Source organism: Streptomyces sp. NPDC056128 (assembly GCF_042263835.1).
Classification (GTDB): domain Bacteria; phylum Actinomycetota; class Actinomycetes; order Streptomycetales; family Streptomycetaceae; genus Streptomyces.
Window position 1 is genome coordinate 1 of the sequence record NZ_JBHJVQ010000008.1, and the last position, 19953, is coordinate 19953.

The 19953-nt window shown below is 72.5% G+C and carries 15 protein-coding genes, 1 tRNA gene and 1 pseudogene; 9 read left to right on the forward strand and 8 right to left on the reverse strand.

The window, feature by feature from the left end; translation table 11 throughout:
• Nucleotides 1–303: 303 nt before the first annotated feature.
• Nucleotides 304–4392, reverse strand: a complete 4089-nt coding sequence (locus tag ACFC1X_RS17745) for a hypothetical protein (protein WP_376354556.1) — start codon at nt 4390–4392, stop codon at nt 304–306.
• 451 nt (nt 4393–4843) lie between these two features.
• Here ACFC1X_RS17745 and ACFC1X_RS17750 point away from each other — a divergent pair, with 451 nt between their 5' ends.
• Together ACFC1X_RS17750 and ACFC1X_RS17755 are read left to right on the forward strand one after the other, a co-directional pair.
• Nucleotides 4844–5035 (forward strand): ferredoxin, encoded by a 192-nt coding sequence (locus ACFC1X_RS17750; protein WP_122616570.1) that lies wholly within the window; start codon nt 4844–4846, stop codon nt 5033–5035.
• Between the two features lie 74 nt (nt 5036–5109).
• Nucleotides 5110–5985, forward strand: a complete 876-nt coding sequence (locus ACFC1X_RS17755) for an FkbM family methyltransferase (protein ID WP_376355159.1) — start codon at nt 5110–5112, stop codon at nt 5983–5985.
• Between the two features lie 39 nt (nt 5986–6024).
• Here the strand turns inward: ACFC1X_RS17755 and ACFC1X_RS17760 are convergent, their stop codons facing one another.
• Together ACFC1X_RS17760 and ACFC1X_RS17765 are read right to left on the reverse strand one after the other, a co-directional pair.
• Complete coding sequence (locus ACFC1X_RS17760; RefSeq protein WP_376354559.1) at nt 6025–6813, reverse strand: glycosyltransferase family 2 protein; 789 nt, start codon at nt 6811–6813, stop codon at nt 6025–6027.
• A gap of 281 nt (nt 6814–7094) precedes the next feature.
• On the reverse strand, nt 7095–7466 hold the full coding sequence (locus ACFC1X_RS17765; protein ID WP_376354562.1) for a DUF6344 domain-containing protein: 372 nt from the start codon (nt 7464–7466) through the stop codon (nt 7095–7097).
• A 339-nt stretch (nt 7467–7805) separates the two neighbouring features.
• Here ACFC1X_RS17765 and ACFC1X_RS17770 point away from each other — a divergent pair, with 339 nt between their 5' ends.
• Both ACFC1X_RS17770 and ACFC1X_RS17775 read left to right on the forward strand, forming a co-directional pair.
• Nucleotides 7806–7934 carry a DLW-39 family protein gene (locus tag ACFC1X_RS17770; RefSeq protein ID WP_003999697.1) on the forward strand — a complete coding sequence of 43 codons (129 nt, stop codon included), beginning with the start codon at nt 7806–7808 and terminating at the stop codon, nt 7932–7934.
• A 304-nt stretch (nt 7935–8238) separates the two neighbouring features.
• Nucleotides 8239–9546: a hypothetical protein gene (locus tag ACFC1X_RS17775; RefSeq protein WP_376354565.1), complete on the forward strand. Its 1308-nt coding sequence runs from the start codon at nt 8239–8241 to the stop codon at nt 9544–9546.
• Between the two features lie 13 nt (nt 9547–9559).
• Here the strand turns inward: ACFC1X_RS17775 and ACFC1X_RS17780 are convergent, their stop codons facing one another.
• Together ACFC1X_RS17780 and ACFC1X_RS17785 are read right to left on the reverse strand one after the other, a co-directional pair.
• Nucleotides 9560–10990: a protein kinase gene (locus ACFC1X_RS17780; RefSeq protein WP_376354568.1), complete on the reverse strand. Its 1431-nt coding sequence runs from the start codon at nt 10988–10990 to the stop codon at nt 9560–9562.
• A 77-nt stretch (nt 10991–11067) separates the two neighbouring features.
• Nucleotides 11068–11616: a DNA-binding protein gene (locus ACFC1X_RS17785; RefSeq protein WP_114528355.1), complete on the reverse strand. Its 549-nt coding sequence runs from the start codon at nt 11614–11616 to the stop codon at nt 11068–11070.
• A 179-nt stretch (nt 11617–11795) separates the two neighbouring features.
• Between ACFC1X_RS17785 and ACFC1X_RS17790 the strand changes: the two genes are divergently transcribed.
• Nucleotides 11796–11868: transfer RNA gene (locus tag ACFC1X_RS17790), tRNA-Ala, on the forward strand.
• Nucleotides 11869–14067: 2199 nt separating this feature from the next.
• Nucleotides 14068–14691, forward strand: a complete 624-nt coding sequence (locus ACFC1X_RS17795) for a hypothetical protein (RefSeq protein WP_376354571.1) — start codon at nt 14068–14070, stop codon at nt 14689–14691.
• A gap of 194 nt (nt 14692–14885) precedes the next feature.
• Here ACFC1X_RS17795 and ACFC1X_RS17800 read toward each other — a convergent pair.
• The 3 genes and pseudogenes from ACFC1X_RS17800 to ACFC1X_RS17810 all read right to left on the reverse strand — a co-directional run.
• A pseudogene (locus tag ACFC1X_RS17800) lies at nt 14886–15020 on the reverse strand (IS5/IS1182 family transposase); the annotation flags it as partial.
• A 35-nt stretch (nt 15021–15055) separates the two neighbouring features.
• Nucleotides 15056–16123, reverse strand: a complete 1068-nt coding sequence (locus tag ACFC1X_RS17805) for a sensor histidine kinase (protein ID WP_376354574.1) — start codon at nt 16121–16123, stop codon at nt 15056–15058.
• A complete protein-coding gene (locus ACFC1X_RS17810; RefSeq protein WP_376354577.1) occupies nt 16116–16811 on the reverse strand; it encodes a response regulator transcription factor in 696 nt (231 codons plus the stop codon). Before ACFC1X_RS17810 ends, ACFC1X_RS17805 begins: the two co-directional genes overlap by 8 nt.
• Nucleotides 16812–16897: 86 nt before the next feature.
• On the opposite strand from ACFC1X_RS17810, the gene ACFC1X_RS17815 reads away from it, so the two are divergent.
• The 3 genes from ACFC1X_RS17815 (at nt 16898) to ACFC1X_RS17825 (ending at nt 19834) form a co-directional block, all read left to right on the forward strand.
• Complete coding sequence (locus ACFC1X_RS17815) at nt 16898–17539, forward strand: M15 family metallopeptidase (RefSeq protein ID WP_376354580.1); 642 nt, start codon at nt 16898–16900, stop codon at nt 17537–17539.
• Between the two features lie 53 nt (nt 17540–17592).
• Nucleotides 17593–18672, forward strand: a complete 1080-nt coding sequence (locus ACFC1X_RS17820) for an endonuclease/exonuclease/phosphatase family protein (RefSeq protein WP_376355161.1) — start codon at nt 17593–17595, stop codon at nt 18670–18672.
• 385 nt (nt 18673–19057) lie between these two features.
• On the forward strand, nt 19058–19834 hold the full coding sequence (locus ACFC1X_RS17825; protein WP_122616579.1) for an isoprenyl transferase: 777 nt from the start codon (nt 19058–19060) through the stop codon (nt 19832–19834).
• Nucleotides 19835–19953: the final 119 nt, after the last annotated feature.

The window sequence follows — 19953 nt, forward strand, 5'->3', positions numbered from 1 at the left end:
GGCCCTGCCTTCATGCTCGCTGTCCGCCGCGATCACCCGATCGAGACTCCCGTTCGACGCCCGCCTCTCAAGATCGGAACGACAACAGCTACTTAGCCCCACCAGCGAGAAGACCCCCAGTCGGTAACGGCTGGGGGTCTTTCGTGTGGGCGGCTCCGGGGCGGCTCCGGGCATGAGAAGACCCGACCGCTGGCGACGGGGGATGCGCCAGCGGTCGGGCTGTGGCCAAGGCTAACAAGGGCCGGTGCGTCATGGGTGCCGACTGGTCGGTCGGGTCTGCGAGGTGTGACCGGGATCACGTTGTCAACGGTCGCACGGGGGCTCGTAGTCCAGGCGCGGCAGGTACTCGTGCCACTTCTCCTCGGTGAGCACGTTCCGGGTGGCCGAGCAGATGCGGTCGATGGCGTCGTCCACCCCGAGGTTCCAGAGCCGGACGGTGTCCGTCCCGCTCGACACCCCCAGCATGTGACGCACGGGGCTGAAGGAGAGGAAGTTCCCCGTCTTGGCGTTGGGGCTCATCGACTGGCCGATGGGCGCGGCCTCGGCGGGCGTCGTGACGTTCCAGAGGCGGACCGTGTTGTCGTTGGCGCCACTGGCCAGGGTCTCGCCGTCCTGGCTGAAGGTCAGCGACACCACCGAGTCGGTGTGACCGGCCAGTGTCGACTCGACCCGGCCCGGTTCGCCGCCGTCGGGGAGGGCCCAGAGGCGTACCGTGCCGTCGTCGCTGCCGCTGGCCAGCGTGCGGCCGTCCGGGCTGTAGGCGAGGGTGTTGACGGGCCCGAGATGCCCGGTGAGGGGCGTACCGCGGGGGGTGGCGTGCGCGGGGTCGCTCACGTCCCAGAGCCGCACGGTGTCGTCCGCGCCGCCGCTGGCGAGCGTACGCCCGTCGGGGCTGAAGGCGAGGGTGTTGACGTATCCCCGGTGGCCGCTCAGCGGCTCGCCCAGGCGGCGCGGGTGGGACGGGTCCTCGGTGTTCCACAGCTGGACGGTGCGGTCGTCGTAGGCGGTGGCCAGCGTGCGGCCGTCGGGGCTGAACGCCAGGGTGTCGGGGCCCGCGTAGCGGGTGCGCAGCGGCACCGGCGGTCCGTGGGCGGTGGGCCGGGCCGGGTCGCCGACGTTCCACAGCTGCAGCGTGCGGCCCGCCGAGAGCACCGCCAGGGTGTCGCCGTCCGGGGAGAACACCAGCGACCGTATGTCGCCCTCGCCCGGCCTGAAGGGCTCGCTCAGTGACACCGGCCGGGCGGGGTTGGTCACGTTCCACAGGCGGACCCGGCCGTCGCGGGCCGCCGTGGCCAGCACGTGCCCGTCCCGGCGGAAGGCGCCGATCCGGCCGATCATGTCCGACGTCGGCAGCGACCACAGGCGCACCTTGCTGTCCCCGCTGCCCGTGGCGAGGGTCCGCCCGTCGGGGCTGAAGCCGAGGGCGTACATCTCGCCGCTGCTCCCGGCCAGCGGCATGCCCACCTGGGACGGGTAGGACGGGTCGCTGACGTTCCACAGGCTCGCCGTGCTGTCGGCGCTGCTCGCGGCGAGCATGGCGCCGTCGGGGCTGAAGGCCACCGACCAGATGGGGCCGGTGTGGCCGGTGAGCGGAGCGCCCGCGGATCTCGCGCGGTCCGGGTCGGCCACGTCCCAGAGCCGTACGGTGTCGTCCGCGCTCCCGCTGGCGAGGGTGGTTCCGTCGGGGCTGAAGGCCACGGAGTGGATCAGGGCGCCGTGACCGGTCAGCGGTGCGCCGACCGGCTCGGGGCGGTCCGGGTCGGCCACGTCCCAGAGCCGGACCGCGTTGTCGTCGCCACCGGCGGCCAGCGTCCGTCCGTCGGGGCTGAACGCCACCGAGCGCACCGCCGCCTTCGCGCCGGTCAGGGTGGACAGGGAGCGCGGCCGGCGCGGGTCGGCCACGTTCCACAGGCGCACGGCGTGGTCGTCGTGGGCGGAGGCCAGGGTGCGTCCGTCGGGGCTGAAGGCGAGCAGGTAGACGGTGCCGCCGCGGCCGGTCAGAGGCTTGCCGAGCGGACGGGGACGGCTCGGGTCCCGTACGTCCCACAGCCGGATCGTGCCGTCGTCGGAGGCGCTGGCCAGGGTGCGGCCGTCCGGGCTGAACACGGCGGTGCTCACCCAGCTCCTGTGGCCGGTGAGGGGCTTGCCCAGCTGTTCGGGGCGGGCCGGGTCCGACACGTCCCACAGCCGGACGGTCCGGTCGTAGCTGGCCGTCGCCAGGATCTTGCCGTCGGGGCTGAAGGAGGTCAGGTAGACGGCGCCGGTGTGGCCGAGGAGCGGGGTGGCCAGCGGCGCGTTCACGATCGATATCAGCCGGTTCCGGACGTCCTCGTCGTCCGGCCGCAGGCGGTGCGCCGCCAGGTCGAGCTGGGCGGACAGCGACGGGTCCGTGTCCTCGACGCGGTCCGCCTCGGCGACCACCTGCTCGAACACCGCGTCGTTGCGCTGCTGCCAGGCGATCACCGCCGAACCGACCGCCACCAGGGCGAGCACGACCAGCGTCGACACCGCGGCGCGCCGGATCAGGACGGTGCGCCTGCGCAGTCTGCTCGCGGCGGCCAGGAAATCGACCGCGCTGCGGGTCAGGAAGGTGCCGCCGGCCGAGTCCGCCCAGCCGCGGGCCTGTTCCAGCCGGGAGCCCCGGTAGAGCAGCGAGGTGTCGCGGTCCGACTCCTCCCAGGTCCGGCCGTCCTCCTCCAGCCGCTGGCGCAGCAGGTTGCCGGTGCGGTCCTCGTCGATCCAGTCGCGCAGCCGCGGCCAGGCGTGCAGCAGCGCCTCGTGGGTGATCTCCACGGTCTCCGCGTCGAGGGTCACCAGCCGGGCCCGCACCAGCGCCTCCAGGGACTCCTCGGTCTTTCCGGGGTCCCTCGACTCCTGCGCCAGCCGCCGCCGCGTGCTGCGTCTGCGGGTCGCCTGGGTGTCCTCGCCCAGCCGGACCAGCCTGAGCAGCAGCAGCCTCGCCGCCGTGCGGGCCGCCGGGTCCAGGTCGGACCAGGCCCGTTCGGCGGTCCCGGCGACCGCGCCCTGGATGCCGCCCGCCGCGCGGTACCCGGCGAGCGTCAGCCGGCCCGCCTTGCGCCGCTGCCAGGTGGCGAGCAGGGCGTGCGAGAGGAGCGGCAGCACGCCCGCGTCGTGGGTCCCGTGCGGGCCGTCGGTGCTCACCTCGCGGATGATCAGCTCGGCGAGGCCCGGTTCGAGTTCCATGCCGACGGCCTTGGCCGGTGCGGTCACCGCCTCGCGCAGTTCCGCGGTGGTCAGCGGCCCGAGCACCATGTGCCGGTGCTGGAGCGCGTCGGCCAGCTCGGGATGGCGCAGGCACTGCTCGTAGAAGTCGGCGCGGATGCCGAGCGCCACGAGGACCGGCGCCGCATCTCCCGGACCGCCCGGCACGCAGGCGGCCTGCAGCAGCGCGATGAACGCACGCCGCTCGGACTCGTCGGGGCAGAGGGTGAAGGTCTCCTCGAACTGGTCCACGATGACGACGGGACGCGCGGACGGCGACTCCGGCTCAGGCTCGGGCCCCGCTCCCGCCCCCGCCCCAGCCCCCGCGCCCGACCGCGCCTCCCCGCCGGGCGCCGCCCACGCCGCGAAGGCCGCCCTGACCGCGTCCTCGGTCCCGGGTGCCCCCGGCTTCCCCGTCCTCCGCACGGCGCGGACGACGGGCTCCAGCTGGGGTATCCGACGGCTCAGCTCCCCGAGCGGATCGACCCCCGGCACGAGCTGGAGCACCTGCCTCGGCTCCCTCGCCCCACCCGGCGGACCGGTCCCGCCGCCCGGCGTCCCCTCGCGCAGGGCGGGCACGAGCCCGGCGTTCAGCAGGGAGGACTTCCCCGCTCCCGAGGCGCCCACGAGCATGACCAGGCCGCCCGTGTCCTCGGCCGCGCGGAGCTGGGCGACCAGGGCCTGCGTGCTCCGTTCCCGCCCGAAGAACCAGTCGGCGTCCTGCCGGCGGTAGGCGGCCAGCCCCCGGTACGGGCAGACACCGCCGGCGGTCTGGGTCTCGGCCGCGGGGTGTTCCTCGTCCGCGGCGGACGGCGCGGGGCGTTCGCCCGTCGGGTCGGCCACCGCCCGCTCCCACAGGCGCTGCCACTGGACCAGGTCGTACAGCCCGGCGGAGACCGGTACGGGACGCGCCCGGCGCGCGAGCGGGACGAGGACGTGCAGGACGGCCGCGAGGGCGGGGAACTGGGCGGGTACGTTCTTGGCCCGCCGCCAGTCGCTGATCCGCTGGGCGGAGACCCGTACGGGACGGCCCCGTTCGTCGACCCGCTGGAGCCGGACGACGGCCTCGGACACGCGTTTCAGAGGAGGGTTGCCCGCCTCCTTGTAGAGCAGTGCGAGGCGTTCCGCGAAGGCCGTGCGTGCCCCTGAGTCGAAACTCAAGGTCTCCACTCCTTACTTCCCCCGCACTTGGACGTCCGGACCGGAAAACTCACTCTATATGCCTGACCTGCGGCTACCTCGGTTCCGCGGGTCCGGAACCTCCTCGGCGGCGACCTCAGGTGGCAGGATCCCGTCGCAGTGGCGAGTCGGCCGCGAGGCACCCTGACAGGTCAGCGGCTCAGTGTTCGCGGAGCCACCCCATGAGGCCGCACGTTCTCGGTCAGCTTTCGGTGGCCCAGCCCTTCCCGACCCGCTTCGGTACCACGCGCAGTACACCGCCGGCATGGTTCGGCACCGGTCCCCACGAGGGGAGGGACCGGTGCCAAACCATGCCGGCGCGTGTGCTGTCCGATTCCGCGGGCGCCGGGTCAACACACGGTCGCGCCGGGCGGGTTCGGCGCCGCGCTCCGCGGGCAGGCACGTCGTGAAGGTTCCGAAGCCGACCGCCGCTGGAGCGCGTATGAGGATCTCCGTCGACCCCGAGCAGTGCTACGGCTCCGGTGACTGCGTGCACCGGGCCCCGTCCGTCTTCACCCAGGTGGACGGTCTGGGTGCCGTGATACCCGGGCGGGAGTACGACGTCGATGTGGACCGGGTGCGCGAGGCGATCGAGGGGTGCCCCTCCGCGGCGATCACCGTGTCGGGCGAGTGAGCCTCCGGGGAGAACGGGGCGCTTCCGTTGCCGGGACACCGCCCCAGGCGCTGGTCACCCTCGCCGCCCGCTACGTGCGCCACGCGCCCGGCACCCTCGGGAAGGCGGCGCTCACCACGCACTGGCTGAACGCGCGGCTGCGGGAGCGGCCTCGCCGCAGGGTCATCCGGGTGCGCTCCGGCGGCCTGTTCGCCGTGGACACGCGGGACCTCATCCAGCGGTACCTGTACCTGTTCGGCGCCTGGGAGCCGCACCTGACGGCGTGGCTGCGGCGCCGACTGCGCCCGGGGGACGGCTTCGTGGACGTCGGGGCGAACATCGGGGTCTTCAGCGTGCTCGCGGCTCAGCTCGTCGGCGAGGAGGGCCGCGTGGTCGCCATCGAGGCCTCCCCCGTCCTGCACCGCCGTCTGGTGGGGCACGCGCGGCTCAACGGCCTCCACAACGTCCGCGCGCTCAACGCCGCCGTGTCCGACCGCCGCAGGACCCTGCGCTTCGTGCTCGCCAGCTCGCGGAACACGGGCGCGAACAGCATCGTCCCGTACGACGGCCCGGCGGAGGCCGGCTTCGAGGCCGAGGCCCGCCCGCTGCCGGAACTCCTCGACCCGGCGGAGCTGGCCGGCGCCCGGGTGATCAAGATCGACGTGGAGGGCGCGGAGGGCGGCGTCGTGCGCGGCCTGGCGCCGGTGCTGGGTGACCTGCGGTCCGACGCGGAGATCTGTGTCGAGGTCACGCCGGAACGCATGGCGCTGCTGGGGGACTCGGTCGACGACCTGCTCGGGGTGATGCGGGACGCCGGATTCCACGTCTACCGGCTGGCCAACGACTACGCGCCCGGCAGCTATCCCGCGGCGCTGCGCGGCGAGCCGGGTGTGCCGGTCCGCTGGCGGGGGCCGGTCGTCGGGGAGAGCGACCTGGTCTTCTCGCGGGTGGACGCGGAGACGCTGCCCTGAGCGGCGGTCAGGCGGCGGGGCGGGCGGCCGTCACCGCCGTCACCGCCGCAGGTCCGCGACCTCGGGCTGGTGCGGCGGGTGCCAGCCGAACGACGCCAGGGCCCGCGCCCTGGCCTCCACGACCGCCATCCGGGCCTCCCGTTCGGCCGGGTCCACGTGGGACGCCTGGCCGGTGACCTGTCCCTCCCACTTGCGGTAGAGCAGGCCCACCTCCTCGGTGAACCACCCGCGGCTCACGCAGTTCAGGGCCAGCAGCAGGCCGGTGTCCTCGGACGCGGGGAGGGCCATCCAGCCGCCGAGGGCGAGCAGCAGGTCGCGGCGCACGAGGAGCGTCGCCGGATGGACCTGGGCGCGGAAGTCGTTGGCCCGCCAGAAGTCGAGCACCGTGCCGCGTTCGATCGGTCCGTGCGCGGGGTCGCCCGGGAAACCGGCGGTCGAGCCGTCGGGCAGGAGGTCCAGGGCCCGTGAGGTCGCCCAGCCGAGCCCCGGGTCGGCCTCCAGCGCGGCCAGGTCGCGGGCCAGGCTGCCCGGCGCGAGCCGGTCGTCGGCGTCCAGGACCTTCACGTACTCCCCGTCCGCGTGGGCCAGGGCCATGGTGCGGGCGACGCCGGGGCCCGCCTGCCGCTCCCGGCGGCCCTGGCGGAAGACGACGCGCGGGTCGTCGGGCACGTGCGGGCGGACGTCGTGCGTCCCGCCGTCCTCCTGGATCACCCAGCGCCAGTCCCAGCCGTCGGGCAACTCCTGCGCGGACAACGACGCGTGGGCCTCCGGCAGATAGCGCGCCGAGGGGCCGTGGACGGCCGTGACGATGACGATGCGCCGGCTCACGGGCGGCACTCACCACCTTTCCGCAGGAGTGCCGTACAGGCTATGACGCGCGAAGCGGCGCCGGTGGGCGGGGGCGCCGGGCGGGACGGGAAGCCCACACGCGAGGGGAGCCCGCACGCGAGGGTGAGCCCGCACGCGAGGGTGAGCCCGCACATGGCGGCGGCCCGGCTGCTCTGTCGAGCGGCCGGGCCGTTTCTCGCGTGTGGTGCGGTACGCAGATCGCCGTTGTGTCGGGTCGGGCGGGGCGGGCGCGGTGTGAACCGGGCGCCGCCTCGGCCCGCTCAGCGTTGGAGCGGCGCGCTGTGCTGGGCCGGTGACCCGGCGGTGTCGTCGCAGGGGAGGCCGGTGGCGGTCTCGGTGGCCGTGGCGGTCGCGTCGCTGAGCGGACGGTGCCGGCAACTGGGGGCCGAGCCGTGCGCCTCGGCGCGGATGCGCTGCTTCATCGTGGGGGGCAGGGATCCGGCCCGGGACCAGGACCAGGGGACCGTCGTCGCGGGTGCCGCCTCGGGGGAGGCGCTCTCGCTCTTGCTGTGCGTTCCGGTCTGCGGTGCGGCCGCGGCGGCGGTCGTCGTGATGAGTCCGAGCGCCGTGCACAGCGCGAGGAAGGCGGTGACGATGGTGGTCCACAGCGTCATGACCTTGTTCCGGGCCATAACCCCTCACTTTCAGGTTGGGCGATTTGCGTACTTTCCTCATGATGTGTATGCGGATCGCGAAGTGGTGGACCTACGCCCGTGGCGCGTCGATGTTCAGATGAACACAACCCGAATGGCCGCAAGGGGGTCGAAAAGATGCCAATACGGGAGAGAGGCGGGCGAAAAGTCACCTCGCGTAAGGGTGTGATCACCCTCCGATCAGAACGGGTTCGTCCGCTTCTGGAGGGCTTCGGCGCACGGCAGTTGACCGCCGACGCAGGTCACCGATCGGTATCGGCCGGTGTGTATAGTCGGGCGCCAGAGGTCCCCTACGTCAACGAAAGACGAGGTCGCGCGGTGAAGAAGCTTCTCCTGGTCGCACTGGCCGCCATCGGCGGGCTCCTCGTGTACCGCCAGATCCAGGCGGATCGCGCCGAGCAGGATCTGTGGACGGAGGCGACTGACTCCGTGCCCACGGGTTCCTGAGTACGACCGACATCCGGTCCCGAGCAGACCCCGGCCGTCAAACGGTCGGGGTTTTCTGTTGCCCGGATCTCCACGCGGGGGCGCGGGAGCGCCGGGGCGCGCGGCAGGATGGGGCACGGTCGTTCGGGGCGGGCGGCGAGGGCCGGCGAGCGCGAGGGGTGGCGGGTCATGGGACGGTGGTGTACGGCTTGGCGGCATGCCCGGGTCGGGGGGCGCGGGGCCGCCGTCGGTCGCGCCCGCGTCCGCGCCGGCGCCCGAACGGCGGAGGGCGCTCCGTCGGCGTACGGCGCCTGCGTCGCGTACGGTGCCTGCGAGCCGTACGGCGTCCGTGCGGCGGCTGGCCCTCGTGACCGCCGTACTGGCCACCGCCACCGCCACCGCTATCGCCACCGCCGCCGCCCTGCCCGGTGGTGCCGCCTTCGCGGCCGGTGACGCGCCGGGGTACGCCTTCGCCGACGGCGCCCCGCGGATCGAGGGGACGAACGCCGCCTCGGACGCCGCAGCGCTGACGGCCGGGTCCACGTACCGCAGCTCGCTGCCGCGCGACGGCACCCTCTACTACCGCCTCGACCTCGACGCCGCCTCCGACGCCTACGTCTCCGTGACCGCCGTACCCGGCTCCACCGGCGAGGTCACCGCCGTCGACGGCATCCGCGTATCCGTGCAGGACGCCGAGGGCGGCTCCTGCTCCTCCGACAGCGCGACCTTCGGCGCGGCGCACAGCCCCCGCCCGGTCACCGCGTGGGGCATGCGGGAGATCGCGCCCGGCGGCAACCGGTGCCAGGAGCCCGGCACCTACTACGTCACCGTCGAGCGGGCCAGGCCCCAGGACTCCCCGCCCGAGGACTGGGACCTGGAACTCACCGTCGCCACCGAACCCCGCCCCGCCCGGACGGATGCGACCGAGGCACCGGAGGCATGGGACTCCGCCTCGCCCGAGGCCGTACCCGGTGAACCGGAACCCCGCACGGGCGGCAACGGCTTCGCCCACGCCACGCCCCTCGGACCGGGCGCCTGGCGCGACGGCATCCGGCCCGGACAGACCCTCTATTACAAGGTGCCGGTGGACTGGGGCCGCCAGATCTACGCGACCGCCGAACTCGACGGCGCCCAGGAGGCTTCCGGCTACGCCACCGGTGCCCTGCGCCTGGCGCTGCACAACCCGGTGCGCGGCGAGGTCGACGACGCCGCCAAGGGTTACACCGGCCGCCCCGCCACCGTCGGGCTCGCTGCCCTGCCGCCGGTGGCCTATCCCAACCGGTACGCCACGAGCGGGCAGGTCGGCGCAGTGCGCTTCGCCGGTGACTACTACGTCGTCGTGCACCTGGCGGCGCAGGTGGCCGAGGACTTCGGCGAGGGGCCCTTCGGACTGACGCTGCGCGTCGGACTGAGGGGATCAGCGCGGAGCGGGCCCGACTACGCGGGGGAGTCGCGGCCCAAGGGTCTCTTCGCCGTCTCGGCCCAGGACCGGGCGGCGGCGCCGGAGAGCGGCTCTCCGGCCGACGACGACCTCGCCATGAAGGCGGTCGCCGTGGGCGGCATCGGCACCGGCAGCCTGCTGCTGGCGGGCCTGACGGTGTGGACGGCGGCTGCCCGGCGCAGGGCGCGGTGAGGAGCCGCCCGGTTCAGATCCGGGTCAGTGCCCAGAAACCCACCGCGTAGCAGGCCAGCGCGAGGAGCAGCAGGGGCACCGCCACCGTCGCCGGGGGACCTGGACGGCGCCGCCGTCGCGTCGCCCGGTGCTGCGCCGGGGTCTGCGGGTTCCGGGCGGTGTACGAGGCCGTGGGGGCGTCGGCGGGCGCCTGCCACGGGGGCGGCGTGAAAGACGGCGCGAGGGTCTGCGCGGGCGGCGGCGGGGAGTACGGCGGCGGGTACTCGGGCGGGTACGGGCCGGGGTGCGGGGCGGATGTCGGCGCGCCGTCCCTCGCGGCGGAGGTGATGGTCGGCTGCGGGGGCGGCAGGTGGAAGCTGCCGGTCTCCGACATGGCGGGCGACGGCTCGGGGGGTGCCGACGGTGCCGAGGAGGTCGGCGGCGGCGTGGGTCTCGAGGGTGTCTGTGATGCCGGGGACGGGGGCGCTGCCTGGACGGACGGGCGGCGCGGGTCCGTCGGTGGGTCGGTCGACGGATCCGTCGCCGGGTCTCCCGGTGGGGCGTCGTCCAGTCCGGACGCCCGCTTCAGCGGACCGTCGGCGGCGAACCCGGCGGGCAGCGGGCCGACTTGGTCGAAGATCTCGATCAGCTCGTCGTCGGGTCCGGGCTCCGGCAGCAGTTCCGCCGCCGCGGCCAGCGCCTTGCGCGCCCCCGTCGCCGTACGGAACCTCGCCGGCGGATCCGGCTGCACGAGCGTCGCGACGACCTGCCACAGCGGCTCGGGTATCCCCTGCGGCGCGGCCGGTGTCCCGTGCTCGGCGAAGTGCTGGACCAGCGCCTTGGCGTCCGGCTTGGCCCCCTCCAGCAGGTACAGGGCGACCAGGCCCACCGCGAACAGGTCCGCGGCGAAGTCCGGCTCCGCGCCCATCATCTGCTCCGGCGCGAGATAACCGGGCGTCCCCACCACGAGGTTGGTCTCGGTCAGCCGGGGCTCGCCCAGCCGCATCGCGATGCCGAAGTCGGACAGCCGCAGCCGCGGCCGGCCCGTGCCGGTGGCCTCGAGGAGCAGGTTGGCGGGCTTGATGTCCCGGTGGACGACGTCCTCGGCGTGCACCGCCGCGAGGCCCGCGAGGAGCTGGTCGATCAGCGTGCACACGAACGCGGGCGGCAGCGGGCCGTAGTCCCCGATCAGATGGACCAGGGAGCCGCCGGTGACCAGGTCCATGGTGAACAGGACCTGGTCGTCGTCGGCGGCCCAGCTCGCGGGCGCGAGGACATGGGGATGATCGATGCGCAGCGCCTGCTCGCGGACGAACCGCAGCAGCGAGTGCGCGTCCCGCTGCTGGAGCACCTTTGCGGCCACATACCGTCGGCGGCGGTGGTCCCAGGCACGCCAGACGGCACCGACCCCGCCGCGGCCGATCGGGTCGACCAGCTCGTACCGTCCGGCGAAGACCTCACCCATGGCTGTGTGTCGCTCCTCCCCTCGCGCCACTTCCGGGTCCGGCCGCGACCCCCCCCTGCGGCGGCCGGACCCCGGGATCAGTTCTGGTGGGACTGGTAGTGCGCGACCGCGTCCGAGGTGCGGCCCGCTCCGTACACCCGCAGGAACTCCGCCAGCTCCGGGTGCGAGGAGGACAGGGCGTCCGCCGCGTCGATGATGTCCCCGGCGGCCGCCACCGAGCGCAGCAGCGACTGGATCTCGCGGACCACCCGCTTGACCGTGGGCGCACCCGAACTGCTCGTCGTCTGCGTGGTGTTGTTGAGCACCGAACCCCCCTGCGACTTCTTGATCTCGTCCATGCGCTCCGTCGCCTCGGCCGCGCTCACACTGCCGTCCGCGACCTGCCCCGCCAGGTCCTGCAGCAGCTGCACCCGCTGCACCACCGCGGGATTGCCGATCTTCGCCCGCTGACCGCTCATCAGCTGCGAGAGCATCGGTGCGGACAGTCCCAGTACCCCCGCGAGACGAGCCTGGTTGAGACCAAGATCGTCGATGAGCCTACGGAAGAGCGCCCCCAACGGCTCCCCGTACCAGTTCCGCTGCAGTTCCCGCGCTCTCGCGGTGGCTTCCTGCTGTGCGGCGTCCATTGCGTCTCCCCATCGCTTCCCCAAGAACCGCAGTTCGCTCCAGCGAACCACGCCGAGCATCTTACGGAGCGTGGTCGTTCCCCGGGAGCCCCAATCATTTGTGAGATCCGGGGCGCGACCCGGTACTCTTGTCCGCGGTGACCGTCGGCCCGCCCGAAGCGACCGACGCCGCCTCCCGAGGGGCCTTAGCTCAGTTGGTAGAGCGCTGTCTTTGCATGGCAGATGTCAGGGGTTCGACTCCCCTAGGCTCCACGCTCGAAGAGGCCCCTGACCTGCGAATCGCCGGTCAGGGGCCTCTTCATGTTCATCACGTCATCACTGCGTCAACGCGGCTGTGACGTAACGTGCGCTTCCTGACTTCCATCCGAACCGAGCCAAGAAGGATGGATCGGTCAGCCACACCGTGCTGTGGTGGGCCGGCGCCGCGCGGAGGCGATGTTCGAGTCAGCTCTCTCCTGCGTCGACCGCCGCACCGGTGTTCAAGGCGATACGCGCGCAAGGTGCAAGAAGGATGTTCTGGGCAATGTGGCCCCTGGCTCGGCCCGTACTCCGTATGAGGAGGGGAGCATCCTCCGAACCATGATCCAGGACTAGGTCAACAACTTGAGGTCGGCCGCCTCGCCCCACTCGACTCCCGCGACTGGAAGCCCCGGACCGCGTACGAGCCACCGTGCTGAAGAACATCGACGCCGACGGCCCTTCCCGGGAGGCACTACGGAAGCCGCGCCCGTTCCGGCTTCCCGGCGGCGGCAACGCCTCGGCGGTGAGCTCCGTGGTGATCGTCTGCGTCACAGGCGGATGATGACCAGGGCGGTGTCGTCGGTGGCACCGGCAGCTGGGATCAGGTCGGCCAGGAGGGCGTCGGCGAGCGTTTCCGGGTCGGTGCCCTGGTGGCGGGGGCGTGTCCGGTGCCGGCGCGCTGATCGCGCAGGCCGACGCCGATGAAGACCTCAACTGGGGCATTCGGTGGACTTCACCATCGTGCGCACACCAGCACTTGGCCCGGAGCCGTAAGGAGGCACGAGCAGCCGAACCGGCAGATCACGGCACTAGGGTCGGTCCCGCGGCGGACTGGGGACGAAGATCCACCTTGCGGCCGAAGCCCACTGCGGGCCAATGGCCTGCGTGTTCACCGCCGGACAGGTTCTGCCCGCCTTCGCGCAGGTGGTGGCCTGCCTACACGCTCCTTGACCGCGAGGACGGGCACGCACCAGGCCGGCACGGTTGATCCTCCCGCACGATCCGCAAGCACCTGCGCAGGCGCGGTATCCGGGCGGTCATCCCCGCAGACGGGGTGGCAAGCCGCCCGCCGTCGACCCACTCCTTCTAACCCGCACCGCCCCGTCGGATCGAAACACGCTGCCTGCCGGCCGGGTCGGCGGCCGACGGTCCACACGCGACCATGCTCATGAGCCGGAGTCACCGTTGGGAAGGAGCCTTGTCCGCGGTCGAGGGCTCAGGGCGCGGTAGGTCCTGCCGCTCTCGATTCGGACCTTGTTCTTGACGTACTCCCGCTCGGCGGCTGCGGACAGTTGCACGGGCGCGCAAGCGCAACCGGCCCCAGCGGGCGCCCTTATTTTGAGTACTCGCGTTAGAGTGGGGGCATCCGGGAAATCCGGACTCGGGAGGCAGGACGCAGTGAACGGCTGCCTCCCGAACTCAGAGGCGTGCGAGCGAGCGCCACGGCGTCACCTCGCGCATGACCCAGAGAGCAAGGACCATCAATGAATTCAGTACCACTCCGCGATAAGGCAGGCTTCGCGGTCCGCCTTGTCGAATCCTTGATCGCATTGAGCGTGGTGACATTCGCCGCCGTGGCTGTAGCCACGTCCGCGGTGGCGGTCAGTACACCGCGGGCCATCTCGCGCCGGACCAAGCCCACCACCAAGGTTCTCCAGCTGCTCCTCGCCCGTCACCTTGAGGACTCGAAGTCCGAGTCATGGGGCTATGAGGTAGCTACAGAGGCCGGCTTGGGCGTCGCCAGCGTGTACCCGATCCTTCGTCGCCTCGAGCGAGCCGGCTGGCTTCTCTCGCGCGATGAAGACCCCGACGAAGCCCGCAACGACAGGGTCCGGCCGCCACGCACCTACTTCCGGGTCAACCCCGAGCACTTGGGGGCGATCCGGCAGGAGCTGGCCGTAACCGACGCTCGCCAGCGAGACGCACAGCCTTCGGCCCAAGGGGGACGAAAGTCCCGCGCTCTCGGTAGCGCGGGGTGACCCCTCGGCCACCCGCTCGGTCGGAGAGTCCGTCCGAGCACTCCCGTAAATGAGGTAACGCAACGTGGAAACGCGATCAGACGGCCGTACCGGCGTATCGCCGTCCACCGTTGGCAAGGTGGCCCTCAAGGTCATTTTCAGCGGTGTCGCCGGTACGGTCTCCATCTTCGCCTCAAGCGGCATCGGCGAAGGGAGCCCAGTAGCGCGGAAGGCCCTTCTGGCCCTGGGTGTCGTGTCAATCGGGTACGGAGCCCTCAGTGCTCTGTGGTTCCTCCTCAGCGTCCTGTACCGCATGGGCCAGCTGCTGGCCAACGCGGTGGGTCGTACGGTCTTCCGTGCGATGCTGCGCCGTGCTGCGCGGGCGGCGTACGCCGCGGGCGTGACGGCGGCCACCGAGGCCAAGACCGGCAGTAAAGAGCGGACGAGCGGGCGGATCGCCCGCGTTGCTGCCCTGCTGCTGCCCCGGGACCACAGGGACACCTGGATCAAGGACGTGGCATGGACCACGCGCCACGACGATGGCCGTCTGAAGGTGGCCACGCTGCTCATGCACGTCGCGAGGCTCCCCGTGGTGGTGGCGGCGTCGTGGCTGGAGGTGGTGAATTCGACGACCGTCACCGTCACGGGCATCAGCATCAACCTGCAGCGGTTGCTCCAGGACACCGGAGATTTCGTCGTCTCCGGCCTGGAGTCGACGAAGAGGCTGATTGTGCGCCTGTGGCGTGAGTGGTGGGTCGCCCTGCTCCTCGCGGTCGTGGCGTACTTCGTCGCGGAGCCGGTGGTGCACATCGCGACGTACTACCTGCACGACAATGGTCTGAAGTGGCCGTGGGAGTACTACTTCCCGCTCCACTGACGACCTTGCATGAAGTACCACGTGCTGCCTGAGCACGGGCGGAAGCGGCCCAAGTCTAGTGGGCCGCTTCCGCTTTTCCAGGATACGCAGGTCAGCGCTCTCATGTTCATCCAAATTCACAAACTTGATCGTTCTTTACTTCTCTGCAAGGCGGGCGTTACCGGACCGACGCCACTTCGGCCCCCGAGGCTTCCCCCGGCGAGGGCGAGGTGGTGCAGGCGGGCGATGCCGAGCATGGCGTGGTGGACCTCCTCGCCTTTGAGGCGGCAGTCGCGGAGCATCTCCAGTGTCTTCATGCGGGCGAAAACGTGCTCGACGCGGGATCGGACCGCGGCCGCTTGGGCGTTCACGGTCGCCCGGCGGCTCAGGGCGTCGCCGGAAGTTCCACCGTGACGCTGAGGCCGCCCCTGGGCCGGGGGGCCAGGGTGAGGGTGCCGTCGTGGGCCTGGGTGATGGTGCTGACGATGGCCAGGCCGAGGCCGACGCCCGCGTGATCGGTGTGGACGCGTTCGGTGCCGCGCTGGAACGGCTCGGTGAGCGTCGCGGCCAGCTCGGGGGTGACCCGGTCGCCGGTGTTCTCGACCGTGAGCGCCACGGTCCTGGGGCGGGCGACGGTGGTGACGTGGACGGTGCCCCGTTCCGGCAGGTTGTGGACGATCGCGTTGTGCACGAGGTTCATGGTCAGCTGCAGCAGGAGCGACGGCGAGCCGGTCGTCGGCGTGAGGTCGCCGCCGGTCTCGAGGGTGACGCCTCGCCCCTCCGCGAGGGGGAGGAGCGTTTCGGTGGCCTCTTCCGCCAGGAGCGACAGGTCGACGCGCTCCCGCGCGAAGGAACGCTGCTCGGCGCGGCTGAGCAGGAGCAGCGCCTCGGTCAGGTCGATCGCCCGGGTGTTGACGGCGTGCAGGCGGTCCACGAGTTCACCGGGATCGCGGTCCGGGTCGGCGCGGGCCACGTCGAGCAGCGACTTCGAGATCGCGAGCGGGGTGCGCAGCTCGTGCGAGGCGTTGGCCGCGAATCTCCGCTGCTCGGCGACGTGCGCTTCGAGCCGCCCGAGCATGGTGTCGAAGGCGTCGGCGAGTTCGCGGAACTCGTCCTGACGGCCCGGCAGCCGGACGCGGTGGGAGAGCGATCCGCCCGCCGCCGTGCGGGTGGCCTCCGTGATGCGGTTCAGCGGGGCGAGGATGCGGCCGGCCAGGAACCACCCGCCCGCGAGACCGAACACCAGCAGGAACGCCATCGTGACCGCCGCCATCGGAGCGAAGTCGCGCGCGACCGAGAGCTGGTACTCGGGCTGGAAGACGAGCCCGACGTGCGACACCCGCGTCAGGAACAACCACCCGGCCGCGAGCATCAGGGCGCCGGCCAGCATCAGGAAGCCGGTGTAGCTGATGGTGAGCTTGAGGCGGACGCTCGGCCCACCCTCCCTATCCACGGCCCGCTCCCTCGCCCGCCGCGTCCGGCCGTACGTCGATGCGGTAGCCGACGCCGGGCACGGTGGCGATGATCCAGGGCTGCCCGAGACGCTTGCGCAGCGCCGAGACGGTGATCCGTACGGCGTTGGTGAAGGGGTCGGCGTGCTCGTCCCACGCGCGTTCCAGCAGCTCCTCGGCGCTGATCACCCCGCCCTCGGCGGCGACGAGTACGTCGAGCACGGCGAACTGCTTCCTGGTGAGCGCGACGAAACGGCCGTCCCGGTACACCTCCCTGCGGAACGGGTCGAGCCGCAGCCCCGCGATCTCCCGCACCGGAGGCCGGCTGTGCGCCCGCCTGCGGTCGAGGGCCCGGAGCCGGAGCACCAGCTCCCGCAGCTCGAAGGGCTTGGTGAGGTAGTCGTCGGCGCCCAGCTCGAACCCGGAGGCCTTGTCGTCGAGCCGGGCGGCGGCGGTGAGCATCAGGATCGGCATGCCGCTGCCGGAGTCGACGATGCGCCGGGCGACCTCGTCGCCGGAGGGGCCGGGGATGTCGCGGTCGAGGACGGCGATGTCGTACGTGTTCACACCGAGCAGCTCCAGAGCGGTGTCGCCGTCCCCCGCGATGTCGGCGGCGATCGCCGCCAGCCGCAGTGCGTCGCGGATGGCTTCCGCCATGTACGGCTCGTCCTCGACGATCAGCACTCGCATGCTCCGATGCTAGGAGCCGGCGCATGTCGTCCGCGTATCGAAAACCGCGTACGCGGCGGCAACACCGCGATCCCTTGTCTGTAGGCATGACTCGCGACGCATCCGCACCCAAGAAGCCCCACCGGCGTACCGACGTCCTCAAGATCGGCCTGCCGGTGGCCGCCCTGATCATCGCCGCCCTCGGCTGCCAGGCGCTGGCGTCCCCGTCGCCGCCCATGTCCCCGACCGCGTCACCCGGTGAGGCACGGCCCATGGAGCCCCCCGGCGTGATCGACGAGGAGGACGGTGTCGTCCCCGACGGCACGACCGTCCTCGACACGGACGTCCCGGCCGTGACCCGCCTCGAGCCCGCGCTGCTCGCGGCCCTGCGGCGGGCGGCGACGGACGCCGAGGACGACGGCGTGCACGCCTTCCGCGTCAACAGCGGCTGGCGCTCCGAGGACTACCAGACACAGCTCCTCGACGAGGCGGTCGACCAGTACGGCTCCGAGCAGGAGGCCGCCAAGTGGGTGGCCACCCCGGAGACCTCCGCCCACGTGTCGGGAGACGCGGTCGACATCGGCGGCTCCGACGCGACGGCCTGGCTCTCCCGCAACGGCGGCGCGTACGGACTCTGCCAGACCTACGCCAACGAGCCCTGGCACTACGAGCTGCGCCCCGAGGCCGCCGCGCAGGGCTGCCCGGCCATGTACGACAACCCCGCGCAGGACCCGAGGACGCGGCGGTGACCAGCGCATTCGATGTGAAGACGAGCGACATGCACGGTGAGCGAGGGCGGCCCATGACGCAGGTGGACACGGCGGCGACCGGACAGGGCGGCCCCGGCCGCCCGGACACCGGCTCCGGGAGCCGGCGCGCGCCCGTGCGACGGGTGGTCCGGGCCCTCTCCCGGCCGGGACCCTGGCGGCGCGGCCGGGTCCTCGCCGCCCTGGCGGTGCTGCTCGGCCTGCTCATGCCGCTGCACGCGCTGGTCACGGACCGGGCCGGACTCGGCAGCCTCGTGGAGACCTTCCTGCCGTGGCTCGGCCTGGGCATACCGGTTCTCCTGGTCGCGGCGCTGCTGCGGCGCTCCGCGACCGCGACCGCCGCGTCGCTGGTTCCGTGCGTGGCGTGGACGAGCCTCTTCGGCGGCATGATCGCCGACAAGTCCCTGCCGGGCGACAGCGACCTCACCGTGGTCACCCACAACGTCGGCGCCGCCAACCCCGACCCCGCCGGCACCGCCCGTGACCTGGCCGCCTCCGGCGCGGACCTGCTGGCCCTCGAAGAGCTGACCGAGCGGGACCGGGCCACGTACGAGCAGGAACTCGCGGACGCCTACCCCCACCACACGGTGCAGGGCACGGTCGGACTGTGGAGCAGGCTGCCGCTGTCCGGCACCGCGCCGGTCGACACCAGGATCGACTACGGGCCGCTGGCGGACACCAAGCCGGACGACGTCAGGCTCGCCTCCACCCGGGCCCTGCGCACCACGGTGGCCACGGACCAGGGGCCCCTCGCGGTCTACGTCGCCCACCTGGGGTCCGTGCGCGTACTGCCCCGCACCGGCTTCTGGACGGGCAGCCGCGACCGCAACGCGCAGGCGCTCGCCGAGGCCGTCGCCGCCGAGGACAACGAGCGGATGGTGCTGCTCGGCGACCTGAACGGCACCGTGGACGACGGCGCCCTCGACGGCATCACCTCGCGGCTGGACTCGGCCCAGGAGCAGGCCGGGGACGGTTTCGGCTTCAGCTATCCGGCCGGCTTCCCGGTGGTACGGATCGACCAGATCCTGGTCAGGGGCGTACGGACGGACCGCTCGTGGACACTGCCGGCCACGGGCAGCGACCACCTGCCGGTGGCCGCGGGGGTCAGCTGGTGAACACCGGCAGTAAGGTGGCGAGCCCGGGACCCGGCACCCGGACCGCCCCCTGAGGGGGTTTCGCCCGATATGCGCCCCGGTGGCGCGGAGACGTTCCTCACCGACCGCACCCGCGCACCCCGGCCGCCGGCGGACACACGATCCGGACGATCACCAACGACCGCACGGAAAGGCCCAGTTGACCACGCCAAACGACCGCACGGCCCACGCGGCCCGACGGAAACGGGCCCACGGACGGCCGCCGCTCGGCACCCGGGAGGTGCTGTCTGCTCTTGATATCGTCACCCCACAGGGCACCACCACCACACCCCGGCGGGCCGGTGCCACGTGGCTCATCGCCGTCGGAGGCGTCCGGTCGCTACCGACGAGGTGGAAGGGGTAGAGCATGCGGGCGAAGGTACGGGCCGCTCTCGACGCGCTGTATATGAAGCGCCTGGTCAAGGAGTTGGAGGGACGCCCACGCCCCCAGCACATCGGCATCATGCTCGACGGCAACCGCCGCTGGGCCAAGATGTCGGGCATAGACGACCCGCGAGAGGGCTACCGGGCCGGCGGAGCGAAGGTGCTGGACTTCCTGCGCTGGTGCGACTCCGCGCAGATCGAGCACGTCACCCTCTTCATGCTCTCCGACGACAACCTGCACCGGCCCGAGGACCAGCTGAACCCGCTGATCGACATCATCGCCGAAGTCGTCGAGCGGCTCGCCGCCCCCGGCAACCCCTGGCGCGTGGAAGCGGTCGGCGCCCTGGACCTGCTGCCCGCCGAGTCCGCCGGCCGCCTCAAGACCGCCACCGCCGCCACCCAGGGCCGCAAGGGCGGCACCAAGGTCGACGTCGCCGTGGGCTACGGAGGCCGTCGCGAGATCGTCGACGCCGTGCGCTCGGCCCTGACCGAGCACAGCTCCCAGGGCGGGGACATCGACGAGTTCATCGAGACCTTCACCATGGAGCACATCTCCAAGCACCTGTACTCCAAGACGCGGTCCGAGTCCGACCTCATCATCCGCACCTCCGGCGAGCAGCGCCTCTCCGGATTCCTGCTCTGGCAGTCCGCCTACGCCGAGGTCCACTTCTGCGAGACCTACTGGCCGGACTTCCGCGAGATCGACTTCCTGCGCGCCCTGCGCTCCTACTCACTGCGCGAACGCCGCTACGGCCGCTGAGCCGCCGTTTCACGTGAAACATCGCCGTGGGGGGGGGGGGCCGCCAGGGGTGCGCCCCCCCCCGCGGACCCGGCCCCGCCGGGGGGGGGGGGGGCGGGGGCCCCCCCCCCCCCCCCCCC